13 protein-coding genes are annotated in these 12,544 nt (G+C 62.9%); 2 read left to right on the top strand and 11 right to left on the bottom strand.

Annotation, left to right across the window (positions count from 1 at the left end; translation table 11 throughout):
* Positions 1 to 38: 38 nt before the first annotated feature.
* Both RY1_RS00225 and RY1_RS00220 read left to right on the top strand, forming a co-directional pair.
* On the top strand, positions 39 to 488 hold the full coding sequence (locus RY1_RS00225) for an MFS transporter (protein WP_371829429.1): 450 nt from the start codon (positions 39 to 41) through the stop codon (positions 486 to 488).
* Positions 485 to 727, top strand: coding sequence for a hypothetical protein (locus RY1_RS00220; protein ID WP_072801527.1), 243 nt, complete (start codon positions 485 to 487; stop codon positions 725 to 727). The genes RY1_RS00225 and RY1_RS00220 overlap by 4 nt, the downstream gene beginning before the upstream one ends.
* A 101-nt stretch (positions 728 to 828) precedes the next feature.
* Here RY1_RS00220 and RY1_RS00215 read toward each other — a convergent pair whose 3' ends face one another.
* The 11 genes from RY1_RS00215 to RY1_RS00165 all read right to left on the bottom strand — a co-directional run bounded on the left by RY1_RS00215 (position 829) and on the right by RY1_RS00165 (position 12,504).
* Positions 829 to 1,752 (bottom strand): sugar ABC transporter substrate-binding protein, encoded by a 924-nt coding sequence (locus RY1_RS00215; RefSeq protein WP_084727046.1) that lies wholly within the window; start codon positions 1,750 to 1,752, stop codon positions 829 to 831.
* Between the two features lie 18 nt (positions 1,753 to 1,770).
* Positions 1,771 to 1,980 carry a hypothetical protein gene (locus tag RY1_RS00210; RefSeq protein WP_072801525.1) on the bottom strand — a complete coding sequence of 70 codons (210 nt, stop codon included), beginning with the start codon at positions 1,978 to 1,980 and terminating at the stop codon, positions 1,771 to 1,773.
* 32 nt (positions 1,981 to 2,012) lie between these two features.
* A complete protein-coding gene (locus RY1_RS00205; RefSeq protein ID WP_072801524.1) occupies positions 2,013 to 3,098 on the bottom strand; it encodes an ABC transporter permease in 1,086 nt (361 codons plus the stop codon).
* Positions 3,095 to 4,663 (bottom strand): sugar ABC transporter ATP-binding protein, encoded by a 1,569-nt coding sequence (locus tag RY1_RS00200; protein WP_072801523.1) that lies wholly within the window; start codon positions 4,661 to 4,663, stop codon positions 3,095 to 3,097. The genes RY1_RS00205 and RY1_RS00200 overlap by 4 nt, the downstream gene beginning before the upstream one ends.
* Positions 4,656 to 5,597: a zinc-binding dehydrogenase gene (locus tag RY1_RS00195; protein WP_072801522.1), complete on the bottom strand. Its 942-nt coding sequence runs from the start codon at positions 5,595 to 5,597 to the stop codon at positions 4,656 to 4,658. Before RY1_RS00195 ends, RY1_RS00200 begins: the two co-directional genes overlap by 8 nt.
* Before the next feature lie 288 nt (positions 5,598 to 5,885).
* On the bottom strand, positions 5,886 to 6,680 hold the full coding sequence (locus tag RY1_RS00190; protein ID WP_084727044.1) for an SDR family NAD(P)-dependent oxidoreductase: 795 nt from the start codon (positions 6,678 to 6,680) through the stop codon (positions 5,886 to 5,888).
* 35 nt (positions 6,681 to 6,715) lie between these two features.
* Positions 6,716 to 7,552, bottom strand: a complete 837-nt coding sequence (locus RY1_RS00185; RefSeq protein ID WP_072801520.1) for a mycofactocin-coupled SDR family oxidoreductase — start codon at positions 7,550 to 7,552, stop codon at positions 6,716 to 6,718.
* Complete coding sequence (locus tag RY1_RS00180) at positions 7,552 to 9,186, bottom strand: flavin-containing monooxygenase (RefSeq protein WP_072801519.1); 1,635 nt, start codon at positions 9,184 to 9,186, stop codon at positions 7,552 to 7,554. The genes RY1_RS00185 and RY1_RS00180 overlap by 1 nt, the downstream gene beginning before the upstream one ends.
* An 81-nt stretch (positions 9,187 to 9,267) precedes the next feature.
* Positions 9,268 to 10,461, bottom strand: coding sequence for an acetyl-CoA C-acyltransferase (locus tag RY1_RS00175; RefSeq protein WP_072802192.1), 1,194 nt, complete (start codon positions 10,459 to 10,461; stop codon positions 9,268 to 9,270).
* Positions 10,454 to 11,338 carry an acyl-CoA dehydrogenase family protein gene (locus tag RY1_RS00170; protein ID WP_072801518.1) on the bottom strand — a complete coding sequence of 295 codons (885 nt, stop codon included), beginning with the start codon at positions 11,336 to 11,338 and terminating at the stop codon, positions 10,454 to 10,456. Before RY1_RS00170 ends, RY1_RS00175 begins: the two co-directional genes overlap by 8 nt.
* A 23-nt stretch (positions 11,339 to 11,361) precedes the next feature.
* Positions 11,362 to 12,504 carry an acyl-CoA dehydrogenase family protein gene (locus tag RY1_RS00165; protein ID WP_072801517.1) on the bottom strand — a complete coding sequence of 381 codons (1,143 nt, stop codon included), beginning with the start codon at positions 12,502 to 12,504 and terminating at the stop codon, positions 11,362 to 11,364.
* Between the last annotated feature and the right edge of the window lie 40 nt (positions 12,505 to 12,544).

Raw genomic sequence — 12,544 nt, 5'->3', positions numbered from 1 at the left:
CGTCCGAGAGCCGTTCGTACACAACCGGATGGACCGACATGACACGACCCACATCGCCTCACCCCGCGATGACTCCTCGCCGGGCGGCCATCGCCGCACTGCTCGGCAGCGCTCTCGAGTACTACGACTTCTTCATCTACGGTGCCGCTGCAGCATTGGTGTTCAACGTGCTGTCCTTCCCTACGGGCGATCCGACCGTGGCATTGATCGCCTCGCTCGCTACCTTTGCGGTCGGGTATGTCGCACGCCCGATCGGCGCAGTTGTCATGGGCCACTTCGGAGACCGAGTCGGCCGCAAGCGCGTCATGCTGATCACCGTCGTCATGATGGGTGCCGCATCCTTCGCGATCGGTTGCCTGCCCACCGTGGTTTTCCTTCCAGTTGCGCTACTGCCGGAGGACGTGCTCTACAGCTGGGGCTGGCGAGAATCTGGGCGCTCTCCGCCAGCGGAGACATCACGTCCGACGCCGACATCGGACGCATCATGACCGAACTGAGTGGTTCTCTCGGTGACCCGGACATAGTCGTGGGAACGCTGCCTGACGCAGAACTACTGATGAAACGCGTGGCACGTGAGATGCAGACTGTGGGCGGCGGCGTGGTTGTGGGCTTGGGTGCCTCGAGGAACTTCACGCAGAAATACGACGACGTCGAATTCCGATCGGTACTGGGCGACCCAACCGACTCGGAGAATATCGCAGCTGCGGTCGTCCGCTCCTGCTACTGACGTGCCTGCTCGCGGATATAGCCACAACTCCGTGACAACGCAGAGGGAAGGCTTCCCCAGCATTGTCACGGAGCCGAATTATGGCTGCCTCACAACGAGATTCAGTTGTTCGACGGCCACGCGGCTTCGTAGGCCGACTTGAAGTCGATCGGCGTCGTGTAGCCGTTGCCCGGCTGCTCCGGGAGGTTGTGCGTGGAGTCGACGACGCGGAATCCGACACCCTGTGGGACTGTCGGCTGGCCGCTGAGGGCGCGGTTGACATTGTCGATCGCTGCCCATCCGAGCCACTCTGCGGAGTGCGAGCCGGTGATGGCCGTCACCAAGCCGTCGCGCACCATGTCGATTGCCGTCGACTGTCCCGAGCCACCTGCGGTCACGAGGTTGAGCCCACTCTCGCGGACAGCTTGCGCGCCACCGGCCGACGCAATCTGAACGTCGAACGGGAAGAAGACAGCCGTGGTGGATGGGTTCTTCGCCAGAGTCGCCCTGAACTGCTGGATCCAGGAACCCTCGGGGGCAAGGTCTGGTGTTGTGTAGTCGACGGTGTCGATGATCTCGCAGCCGCTGCATTCCCCGATGGTCTCGACGAAGGAGTCGTTCAGGATCTGCTGCAACGGGTCGGCTCCGACGTTGTTGACCACCTGCGCCTTCCCGTCGGTCGCGGCGATGATGTACTCGGCACTCAGACGCCCCCAGGTTCGGAAGTAGTCGGCACTCGTCGGAGCAGTGTCCGCATAGTTCATCTCGAAGTCGAACAGGTCGTCTCCCCCGGTATCCGAGCAGTCGAGCGCCTCGACGCCCATCACGTGAACTCCCGCCTCGCGTGCCTCGCGAATGGGAGCCTCGACCTCACTGCAGGAGATGCCGTGAATGATGATGGCAGTCGGCTGCGCGGCGAGAGCCGTGCGAACTGCCGCTTCGTTTCCTCCGCCGACGCCCTGCTTGCCGTCGGCTATCGAGAAACGAATTCCGAGCTTCTCCGCAGCCTCTTTTGCAGCGTTCGCGGGAACCGCGCAGTCCGGAATGGCTTGCCCGCACGAAACCTACCACACGTTGGCGCCTGCTGTTGCTGCGGGCGACTCGGACGGCGGCTGGTGTTCGGTGCCCTCATAGAGCGCCGTCAGTGATTCGGTGTCACCTACCGGCCCGGACTGAGCGGTCGATCCCGAGTCCGAACACGCAGTCAGCGCCCCGAATACGAGGAGTGCAGCGGCGGCAGTCACCGAGCTGCGAACGATAGTTGTCGTTTTCATTTTATCTCCAGTCGAGCGGTTCGGTCTGCGATTCATCGACGGGAATCGATGGGCGCGGTATCGGATGTCTGCGTTTCAGTGGCGTGCGAGTTGGTTTCTTGCAGAACTGCTTTCATCTTGTTCTCGTTTCGTCGGCCGACGAGTGTCGAGATAGCCACGGCAGCAACGAGCGCGCCGCCGTTGAACACGTTGTTCACCCAGGCTTCCGCGCCGAGGAACGTGAAGCCGTTGACCGCGACGGAGACGAGGAAGACACCGAACACCGTGCCCCACACGTTGTATCGGCCGGGTCGAATCGCCGTCGCACCCAAGAACACTGCGGCAAGAGCGGGGAACAGGTACGACGAACCACCCGTGGGATTGGCGCCGCCGGTGCGGACCGTCAACAGCACCCCGGCGATACTCGCCAGCGTCGCCGACAGCATGAACGCGATCGCGACCGTGCGCTCGACGCGGATTCCCACGAGTTTGGCTGCTGCCTCGTTGGATCCCAACGCCTCGAAGATGCGTCCGAGCGGTGTGTGCGCCAACAGATACCAGGCCAGGACCGCGACGACCATCAGCAACCAGAACGGGCGTGGGAGTCCGAGGAAGTTCTGAGTTCCCCACGCGCTCAATGCACGAGGGATCCCGTTGGTGATCGTCTGGCCGTTGGTGTACCACTGCAGCGCCCCGCCGAGCAACGTGAACGTACCCAGTGTGGCGATGAATCCGTTCAGTTTCAGACCGGCCACGAGAAATGCGTTGATCGCTCCCGCAACGAGACCGCACAGTAGCCCGGCGAGAATGCCGACCCAGATCGGCTGGCCGTGCGTGCCGATCACGGTGGCCGTGGCGACGTTCGCCAGCCCTGCGACGGCGGCGACGGACAGGTCGAAGTAACCGCACACCAGCGGGATCACCATGGCGAGCGCGATGATTCCCGTCACGGACTGGTTCGCGAGGATGTTGGTGATGTTCGCCGTCGAACGGAAGGCGACGCTGGAGTCCGAGTCGAGACTGAACCACAGCACCAACAGGAGCAGAGCGATGGGCAACCCGGCGTACTCGAGAATACGACCGATCGGGAATCCCACTTTGTTTCGGCCCGCCGCTGCGGAGCCATTGGTGTTAGTCACGACCGGACATTCCCTTCTGACATGCTGAGTTCGGTAAGCGTGTGTGCCGTGATGCGATCCCCGGCGAGTTCGGCGATGATGCGGCCACGCCGCATCACGAGCACTCGGTCGGCGACCTGCGCCAATTCTTCGAAATCGGATGCGACGACGATCGCCGCGGCGCCGTTCGCGGTCGCATCCCGCACCAGTGCGTAGATGTCGGCCCGCGCACCAGCGTCGACTCCCTGGGTGGGCTCGTCGAGAAGAAGCAACGACGGCGTGCGCTGCATCCAGCGCGCCATGATCACCTTTTGCTGGTTGCCGCCGGACAGCGATGTCATCGGAGCACGCACCGACGTCGTCTTGACCTTGAAGGCATCGCTCAACTCGGTTGCTGCCGTGCGCGCTGCTGGGGTTGCCATCCGAAGTCGACGGAAGTACCGACCCATGACGGTGACCGTCATGTTCTCCTCGATGGACAAGCCGGGGAAGTTGGCATCGGAAATTCGGTTCTCCGGCACCATCGCGATGCCCTGCGCCATCGCCTGACTCGGCCGAGAGAACTTGACCGGCTTTCCGCTGATGTGAATTTCACCGGAGTCGGGCCGTTCGAGCCCGAACAGCGTGCGGAGCAGCCGTGACCGGCCCGACCCGTTCAATCCTGCTACCCCGACGATCTCACCGGGATAGACACTGAGATCGAGATCGGTGAGTGGGCCACAGTTCAAGCCGGAGATTCGAACGACGGCGTCCGTTCCGACCGCATGGGACTCGCGCGGAAGCGCAGCCTCGATCGACCGGCCCAACATCGCCTCGACCAACGTCGACTCCGTGTAGTCGGCCGCTGCTCTCGTCTCGACGAGGGCTCCGTCTCGCAGGACACTGATGGAGTCACTCAACGCCAAAACTTCGTCGAGCCTGTGGCTCACGTAGAGAATCGCCTGGCCGGCTGCCGCGAGTCGACGCAAGCTGGCGAGCAGTTGCTTCACCTCACGGATCGGCAAGGCTGCGGTCGGCTCGTCGAGAATCAGGAGCCTGGGCTTTCCTTCACCGGCACGGAGCGCTCGCGCGATGGCAACCTGAGCCCGCTGAGCGAGAGTGAGCTTTCGCAGGAGAGTGTTCGGCGAGGCGTCGATCTCGAACTCGCTGATGAGCTCTTGCGCGAGCGCCCGCTGCTTGCGCCAGGCAATCCGGCCGAACCGGGCCGTCTGGAACCCGACACCGAACCCGAAGTTCTCGGCGACGGTGAGGTCTGGAAACACCGCCAGATCCTGGTGGACGGTGCGAACACCCAGCTCGGTAGCCGACAACGGAGTCATCTCGTGCGCCGGAACCGTCTTCTCGCCGACCGAGATCGTTCCACCCTCGTCTGCCTGATAGACGCCGGAGAGAATCTTGATCAACGTGGACTTGCCGGAACCGTTTCCACCACAGAGAGCGTGAATCTCACCGGGGCGGATATCGAGGTCGACACCATTGAGGGCCTGCGTGCCGGCGAAGGTCTTGACCACACCCCGCAATCGAATGTGCTGCGGCACCTCATCGGGTTGCCCGACGGGCAAGTCGTCGGCCGCGCTGCTACTCATACGACGCCACCAGTCGACCGCGGACTTCGCCGCGGTGCAACCGCTCGATGCCCTCTGCCAACTCCTCGAAGGGAATGGACGTCGCCAGAATCTCCAGGGTGCCGTTCGCCATCAGTTCGTAGACAGCTGCCGTGTCCTCCTTCTTGCCGCCGAGTGATCCGATGAGGGTGAGCTGCTTCGACACGAAAGTCTGTGTCGGCAGCGTCATCTGATCACGCGCCATACCGACCTGAACGATGCGTCCGTGTGGCGCGATGGCCTCGATGGCGGCCGCCGTGGTGACTCCTACACCTGCGAAGTCCACGATGGTGTCCAGCTCGTACTGAGCGAGGTCACGGGTGTCCTCGACTACCTCGAGCACTCCGGCGGCTCGGGCGAGGTCGTGAACGCCTTCGTCGATCTCGGCAGCGTAGACATCCGCGCCCAGTCCGACGGCGATCTTGGCGCCCGTCAATCCGAGCCCGCCGAGTCCAATGATTCCCAACCGGCTTCCCGGTCCGACGCCACCCGCCACCTTGACTGCGTGATACGAGGTCATTCCGGCGTCCGTACCGGCTGCCGCCTGGCCGAACGACACGCTGTCGGGGATGGGCACCAGTTGAACCACCTTGCCGATGCACCGCTCACCGAATCCGCCGTCGAGGACGATTCCCGGGGCATCCAGGCCGTCGCCGGCCACACCCACCCGGTCGCCGACTGCAAATCCTTCGACATCGGGACCGATCGCCGATACGACGCCCGCCACCTCGTGTCCGAGGACGATCGGCATCTGCTCCAGCATCCATGCCATGGATCCGTCCAGGAAGCCGACATCGCTGTGGCACAACCCAGCTGCCTTGACGTCGATGACCACCTGCCCGGGCCCCGGTTCGGGATCCGGGAGCTCCACCAATTTCAACGGCTCCCCGGCCGCGATCATTTGCCACGCACGCACTACGCACCTCACTAGGGATTGGACATCAGTTAGCGACGTCTCGAACCGACGTCGCTGTGTCTGACGTCATACTCAGGAACTGTATTTTTCAAACAACCGTTTGGCAAGAGAGAATTGGCATCAATTTGAATTCCCCCCCGACAACGCAAGAAATTGCGCTGCAATGACTTTCATTCGTCCGGACAGCACAAAGCTCGGATAGCTCCATCCCCTACTGGTGATGGAGCTATCCGAGCACACTGACATTGTCCGGCGCGATGCCCTCACGCACGGCGCCGTCCCTCGTCGTCAGCCCAACGCACGCCTGTCGGCCACGATGGGTGACGCGGAGGCGATTCCGCCGTCCACGGGGATCACATGTCCTGTCATGTAGCGCGATTCGTCGCTCGCGAGAAACGCAACAACACCGGCGATGTCCTGCGGATCGCCCACGTAGGGCGTCAGACTGTTCCTGAGGTAGATGTCCTTGAACTCCGGCGGCATCCACTCGGTGGTATTCCGGGTCATCACGAGCGCGGGAGCAATCGCGTTGCACCGAACACCCGACTTGCCGTACTGCACGGCAACGTCCCGAGTCAGTTGTATGACACCGGCTTTCGAAATCCCGTACGCGGTGAGCGAGGTCTCGCCGAGCATCCCCGACACCGACGCCATGTTCACGATCGAACCACGCCCCGCGTGCACCATGTGCGGTAACACATACTTGCAGCACAGAAACGGACCGACGAGATTTGCACGCAACGTTTCGAGCAGAATGCTCGACTCCAGGGCCATCACGTCCGGATCGTTCGCGGTGAGTTCCAAAGCTGCGGCGTTGTTGTCGAGAAAGTCGATGCGGCCTTCGGTGGCGATCACCTGATCCACCAGATCGCGAACAGCAGGCTCGTCGGTGACATCGACTTGGGCGAAACGAGCACTGCCGCCGCTCTTCTCGATGTCGCCGGCCACTGTAGGCCCTCGTTCACCATCTTTGTCCGCGACGATCACATGCGCGCCTCGCGACGCAAGAGTGATGGCAACGCGTTCGCCCATCCCGTTCGCCGCACCCGTGACGATCGCGACCTGTCCTTCGAGAGCAGTCACTACGATCTACCTACTTTCCTTTCGAACTGATCGAGTCAGTACGACGTCTTGATCGATCCGCCCGCATCCACGGGAAGGCTTGTCCCGGTGATGTATCGCGCGTCGTCGGACGCCAGGAACAACACTGCGTGCGAGACGTCGACCGGTTCCACCCACGGCACGGGTATGGTGTGCAGCCGTTGCGAGACACCGACGATGTCGTCCTTGGTCGGCTTCTCCAGGTCGGGGCGGAACAGACCGAAAAGGCTGTCGTGCATGATCATCGGAGTGTCGACCTGGCTCGGATGCACACTGTTGACACGAATTCCCTCGGGACTCAATTCGTTCGACGCCGAACGCATGAGCCCAACCAACCCATGCTTCGCCGCAGCATAGTGCGCCAGATTGTTCGGCCCACTGAGTCCGGCACCGGAGTTGACGATGACGATGCTGCCACTCTTGCGCTCGAGCATCGCAGGGACGACGGCTTTGATGGTCCGCCAGGTACCGGTGAGGTTGATGTCGATCATTTCGGTCCACTGTGCATCCGAGATCTCGTGGACCGGTGCCCAGCTCACGATGCCGGCGTTGGCCACCGCGATATCGACAGAGCCGAATCGCGACAACCCCGCCGCAACTGCCGAATCGAGATCGGTCTGCACCCTGGTGTCCCCCACCTTCGTGAGGATTCGTCCGCCTTCGGCTTCCACCGCACGCGCAGTTTCGGCGAGATCCTCTTCGGTTCCCAGTGCGTAGTCGGTTGTCGACACATCGCGACACAGGTCAACCGCGACGATGGCGGCGCCTTCCGCGGCCAAGCGCACGGCATGGCTACGGCCCTGGCCGCGCGCCGCGCCAGTCACCAACGCGACCTTGCCGTCGAAACGACCCATCAGCCGACTCGCTCGGCGGTCCGGGCGCGCACGAAGTTCGTGTATCCCGCCGCGGCTTCCTCGTCGCAGCGGTCTGCGTACGCCTTGAAACCGGCGTAGTAGACGTTGTAGACACGAGGCTTGCCCTCGATGTTGGCACCGACCGCCCACGAGTTGGCATCCTTGCCGTAGGCCGTCAGGCCGCCGAGAGCGATCTCCTGGACGTGGTCGTTCCACGCCTCCTGCGCTTCCTGCGCCGGGTGGAACGCCTCGATTCCTTCACTCTCGAAGTGCTTCAGCGCGTTCGTGATCCATTCACCTGCGGCCTGAGCGCCAGGAGGCAGGTTGGAGAACGGACTCTGCGGACCCGCAACCATGAGCATGTTGGGGAACCCGTGTACTCCAAGCCCGAGGAAGGTCTTGGGGCCTTCGGCGTTCCACCGATCCGCCAGACTTTCATCGCCGAGTCCGCGGATGTCCATGCGAGTGAACGCGCCGGTAACGGCGTCGAATCCGGTCGCCAGTACGACGATGTCGAAGTCGAAGCTTTCTTCCGTGGTATCGATTCCGCTTTCCGAGTACCGAGCGATCGGCGTACGGCGCACGTCTACCAGGCGAACGTTCTCGCGGTTGAACATCTCGAGGTATCCGTCGGACGCGGGCGGGCGCTTGGCCCCGTAGGGATGATCCGGGATGAGACTCTCGGCCACTGCCGGATCCTGGACGATCGCCCGGACCTTGCGAGCGGCGAAGTCGCACAGCAGATCATTGGCTTCCTTGACGACATTGACGTCGTCGAACGTCTCGAAAAGCATCGAGAATCCGCCGCGGGTCCAGCATTCCTCGAAGATTCGTTCACGTTCGTCAGGATCCGCGTCGAGCACGTTTCGGCCCGTCGGATTCCACGGCCACCCAGCTGGGTGTTGCCGTACGCGTGACCACAGCCCGTCGAAGTCTTCGACGATGGACACGTGCTCGTCGTCCGACACCGGCCGATGACCGGTCGGGGGGCACCAGTTCGGTGTCCTCTGGAACACAGTCAACTCGGCGACATCGTCGACGATCGCGGGCGCTACCTGCACACCACTCGAGCCGGTTCCGATGACCGCAACCTTCTTACCGACGAAGTCGATTCCCTCCGCCGGCCACCGTGACGTGTGCACGACTCGGCCCGTGAACTTCTCGAAGCCCGGAGTGTTGAGAAACAGCGGGGCCGATACCAACCCGAGACCGGTGACGAAGTACTTGGCGCGCGCCGTTTCACCGGTGTCGGTGGTGAAATTCCAGCGGCCGGCGTCTGCGTCGAAGGCGGCCTGCTCGACCCGCGTATCGAACGAGTACAGGTCACGAAGCGAGAAATGATCGGCGAACGTGTTCAAGTAGTCGAGTACTTCGGGTTGCGTGGGGTGGATGTCGGAGTACCTCCACGAGCTCGCGAAATCGCGGTCGAACGAGAACTGGTACGTCTCGTGGAGCGAATCCGTACGTGCACCCGGGTAGTTGTTCCACGTCCACACTCCGCCGACGCCGTCGGCTGCCTCGAACGCATGCACGGAGTAACCTGCCTGCGCGAGTCGATAAGTGGCATACAAACCGGAGAAACCGGCGCCGATCACAACGACGTCGTATTCGGGTGTTTCCGTAGGTCGGGTCATCTCGGTCCTTTTTCAGTCAAACGTTCGTTTGATATAACAATAAGTGAGGCGCACCACATATGCAACCCGCCAGCTGAGAGGTCACTCGAGCAGCTCGACGACCATCGCCATTCCCTGACCGCCGGCCACACACATCGTCTGCAACCCGTAACGCGCTCCTCTGGAACGCATTCCCCGCAGGAGCGTTCCGGTGATGCGTGCACCGGACATCCCGAACGAGTGTCCGAGAGCCAGAGCTCCGCCGAAGGGATTGACCTTCTCCAGCGGGACACCCAGTTCGCGGTAGGTAGGCACCACCATCGCAGCGAACGCCTCATTGATCTCGACGACGCCGATGTCGTCGATCGACAGCTGCGCGCGGTGCAACGCTCGCCGCGCGGCTCCGACCGTCGCGATACCCATGATCTCGGGCGAGAGAGCATGAACGGCAGTACTGACGATCCGCGCCTTCAACGGAGAGTCGATCTCGGACGCGACCGTCTCGTCGACGATCACGAGGCCAGCGGCACCGTCGTTGAGCGGGCACGAGTTTCCGGCAGTCACACGGCCGTTCTCCCGAAAAGCAGGCTTCAGACCAGCCAGAGCTTCGATCGACGATCCAGCTCTCGGGCCCTCATCCCTGTCGAACGTCGACCCATCGGCTCGCTCGACGGGAACGATCTCGTCGTCCCAGAACCCCGAGTCTCGGGCCGCTATCGCAAGTTCGTGGCTGCGGACGGCGAACTCGTCCATTTCGAGACGGCTTACGGAGTGGAGATCAGCAACGTTCTCCGCGGTCAACCCCATCCCTACGAAGACGTCGGGAACAGCACCGTGCGTGCGCGGGTCGCTCCAGGGCGACGAGGGCACCAGACCACGGAACATCGGGTGACGCTCGTCCTCCACCGGATCCGGCCCACGCGAACCGATTCGACTGACGGCCTCGAGCCCCATCGAGAGATAGACGGCTCCGTCCCCGTTCCTGATCGCGTGGTGCGCCGAGCGGGTGGTCTGCATGCTGGAGGCGCAATACCGGTTGACCGTCGAACCGGGCACACCGTCGAGCCCGAGCATCACCGGAACCACCCTGCCCAGGTTTCCGCCCTGCTCGCCGGATGCAAGGCTGCACCCCAACAGGAACTCGTCGATCCGAGTCGGATCCAGATCGGGAATCGAGCCCAGGAGTGCGCGTGTGACGTCGGCCAACATGTCGTCGGGCCGCGTCGCTACGAGCGAACCCTTGTACGCGCGGCCGATCGCGGTACGACGGCTTCCGAGAATGATCGCCTCAGCCATGATCGTGCTCCAACGACGCGGCGACACGGTGCGCCGAGAGGAGCTTTCGAAACGGGAAGTGCAGACCCGCTTCCCATGTGAATCCGAGGCCACCGTGCACCTGCACGGCGATCTCTGCGGCATCCACGCATCGGTCGGTCGCGAACACCGATGCTCGGAATGCGTTCTCCTGCCGCTGAGACCCCCAGATCAGGGCGGTCTCGGCGGCCTCGACGGCGATGGCCGCGTCGGCGATCTTGTGCTTGACGGCCTGGAACGACCCCACGGGACGTCCGAATTGCGTTCGCTGCTTTGCGAACTCGATCGAATCAGAGAGCAGCCGCTCCGCTCCACCGAGCGCTTCGGCCGCGAACACCAGAGCGACCTCTCGTGCCGCGAGGGTGGTCAACGTGGTGGTCTGCGACGCGGTCGAACGAAGCCCACGTGCGATCAAGTCGAGACCGTCGGGCTCGCCCTCCGATACCGGATGCAGTTCACCGCCGTCGGTTCCCAACTCGGTGACGACGGAGATCGCCTCGATCTGCCCGAACGGCACCAGCGACTTCTCACCCATCGAAAGAGCGAACGTCACAGGTCCGGCCGCCGATCGTGCGACGCGGGACAACCGCTTCGCGAGCAACGTCGGCAGCAGCGGTTGAGGAATGCAACCATATCCCCATTCACGCGCGATCTCGACGAGGTCTCTCGTGGTTGCTCCGTCGCCGTCCTCGACGATTCCTGCCTCGTCCCACCCGGCGTCGGCGATAGCGCTCCACGACACCGGCGGAATGCCCTCCTCGGCGTATGCGGCGATTGGTGCGCGAGAAGTAGCTCGCTGCACGAGATCCCGGATTCCGTCGGCGCCGGTCGAACCGAACTCGGTCGGCAGGGTGGACATTGCGTACTGTGTGCTTGCAGTGCTCATCGAGGTAGGCCCAACACTCGTTCGGACAGGATGTTTCGCTGAATTTCGCTGGAACCGCCGTAGATCGTGACCGCGCGGGACTCCAGGTACTGATACGCCCAATGTTGCTCTTGTCGGCCGGGCGGCACTTCGAGAACGCCGAGGCGGGCGATGTCCTGCCACAGCTCACTCCACATGAGCTTCATGACGCCACCCGCACGCGCGAACCTCTTCTCGTCGCCTGCGGCCTCCAGATCTGCGATCTTCGCCAACTGCCATCGCACCACTTCGGTTCGAATGTCGAGATCACGAATTCGGTCGGCGTACCGGGGGTTGTCGCCGAGGGCTGCTACGAGCGCATCGACATCGGATCGGATCTCGACGTAGCGTGCTGCTGTCTCGATTCCCCCGCGCTCGTCGCCGAGTACGCGCATCGCAACGCCCCATCCGTCCCCGTCGTCGCCGACCCGATCGTCGTCGGAGACGAACACGTTCTCGAACCGCGTTTCGGCGAAGTGGACCGCACCCGATATCTGCCTGATATCACTGATCGACACTCCGGGAGATTTCATGTCCACCAACAGCATCGACAGATTTCGGTATCTACCGGCGTCGGGCTGCGTCTGCGCGAGCACGAAACAACGACGCGCATGCTGCGCGAACGACGTCCATGTCTTCGTGCCGTTGAGCAGGTACCCACCGTCCACGCGACGTGCACGCATCTGAATGTTGGCCATGTCCGAACCTGCTTCCGGCTCCGAGAATCCCTGGCACCAGACGTCCGTGCCGTTCATGATCGACGGGATGTACGCCGCCCTCTGCTGCTCGCTCCCGCTCTTGATCAGCATGGGGGTGACAAGGGACTTTCCGACGCGCGCCAGACCATCGGGAGCCTGCGCGCCACCGGCGAGCACGTGGAAGATGATCTCTTCGGCCAGACCGAGTCCCTGACCGCCGTACTCCTTGGCGATCGACAATCCCGAGTAGCCCCCTTCCCACAGGATGAAATCCCATTCGCGACGTAGTTCGTCCATGTCGTGACCGCTCAGCGAGCCCCGGTTGTTCTTCCACCGCTCGGGAACGGCACCGGCGAGCCACTTTTCGGCCTGGGCCGCGAACTGCTCGATGTCGCGCCCGGTATGAAGTATCTGTGCAGTCATTTTAATTTCACCAAACGTCCGGTTGAATAATGTGGGTACG

Origin of the sequence: Rhodococcus yunnanensis NBRC 103083 (genome assembly GCF_001895005.1) — a bacterium.
Taxonomy (GTDB): Bacteria; Actinomycetota; Actinomycetes; order Mycobacteriales; family Mycobacteriaceae; genus Rhodococcoides; species Rhodococcoides yunnanense.
The sequence above is the reverse complement of the archived record's forward strand: the minus strand, read 5'-3'. Positions and strand labels throughout refer to the sequence as shown.

Coding starts and splice junctions, on each gene's coding strand:
- RY1_RS00225 (WP_371829429.1), top strand. CDS start 39: ATGACACGACCCACATCGCCTCACCCCGCGATGACTCCTCGCCGGGCG.
- RY1_RS00220 (WP_072801527.1), top strand. CDS start 485: ATGACCGAACTGAGTGGTTCTCTCGGTGACCCGGACATAGTCGTGGGA.
- RY1_RS00210 (WP_072801525.1), bottom strand. CDS start 1,980: ATGAAAACGACAACTATCGTTCGCAGCTCGGTGACTGCCGCCGCTGCA.
- RY1_RS00200 (WP_072801523.1), bottom strand. CDS start 4,663: ATGAGTAGCAGCGCGGCCGACGACTTGCCCGTCGGGCAACCCGATGAG.
- RY1_RS00185 (WP_072801520.1), bottom strand. CDS start 7,552: ATGGGTCGTTTCGACGGCAAGGTCGCGTTGGTGACTGGCGCGGCGCGC.
- RY1_RS00180 (WP_072801519.1), bottom strand. CDS start 9,186: ATGACCCGACCTACGGAAACACCCGAATACGACGTCGTTGTGATCGGC.
- RY1_RS00175 (WP_072802192.1), bottom strand. CDS start 10,461: ATGGCTGAGGCGATCATTCTCGGAAGCCGTCGTACCGCGATCGGCCGC.
- RY1_RS00170 (WP_072801518.1), bottom strand. CDS start 11,338: ATGTCCACCCTGCCGACCGAGTTCGGTTCGACCGGCGCCGACGGAATC.
- RY1_RS00165 (WP_072801517.1), bottom strand. CDS start 12,504: ATGACTGCACAGATACTTCATACCGGGCGCGACATCGAGCAGTTCGCG.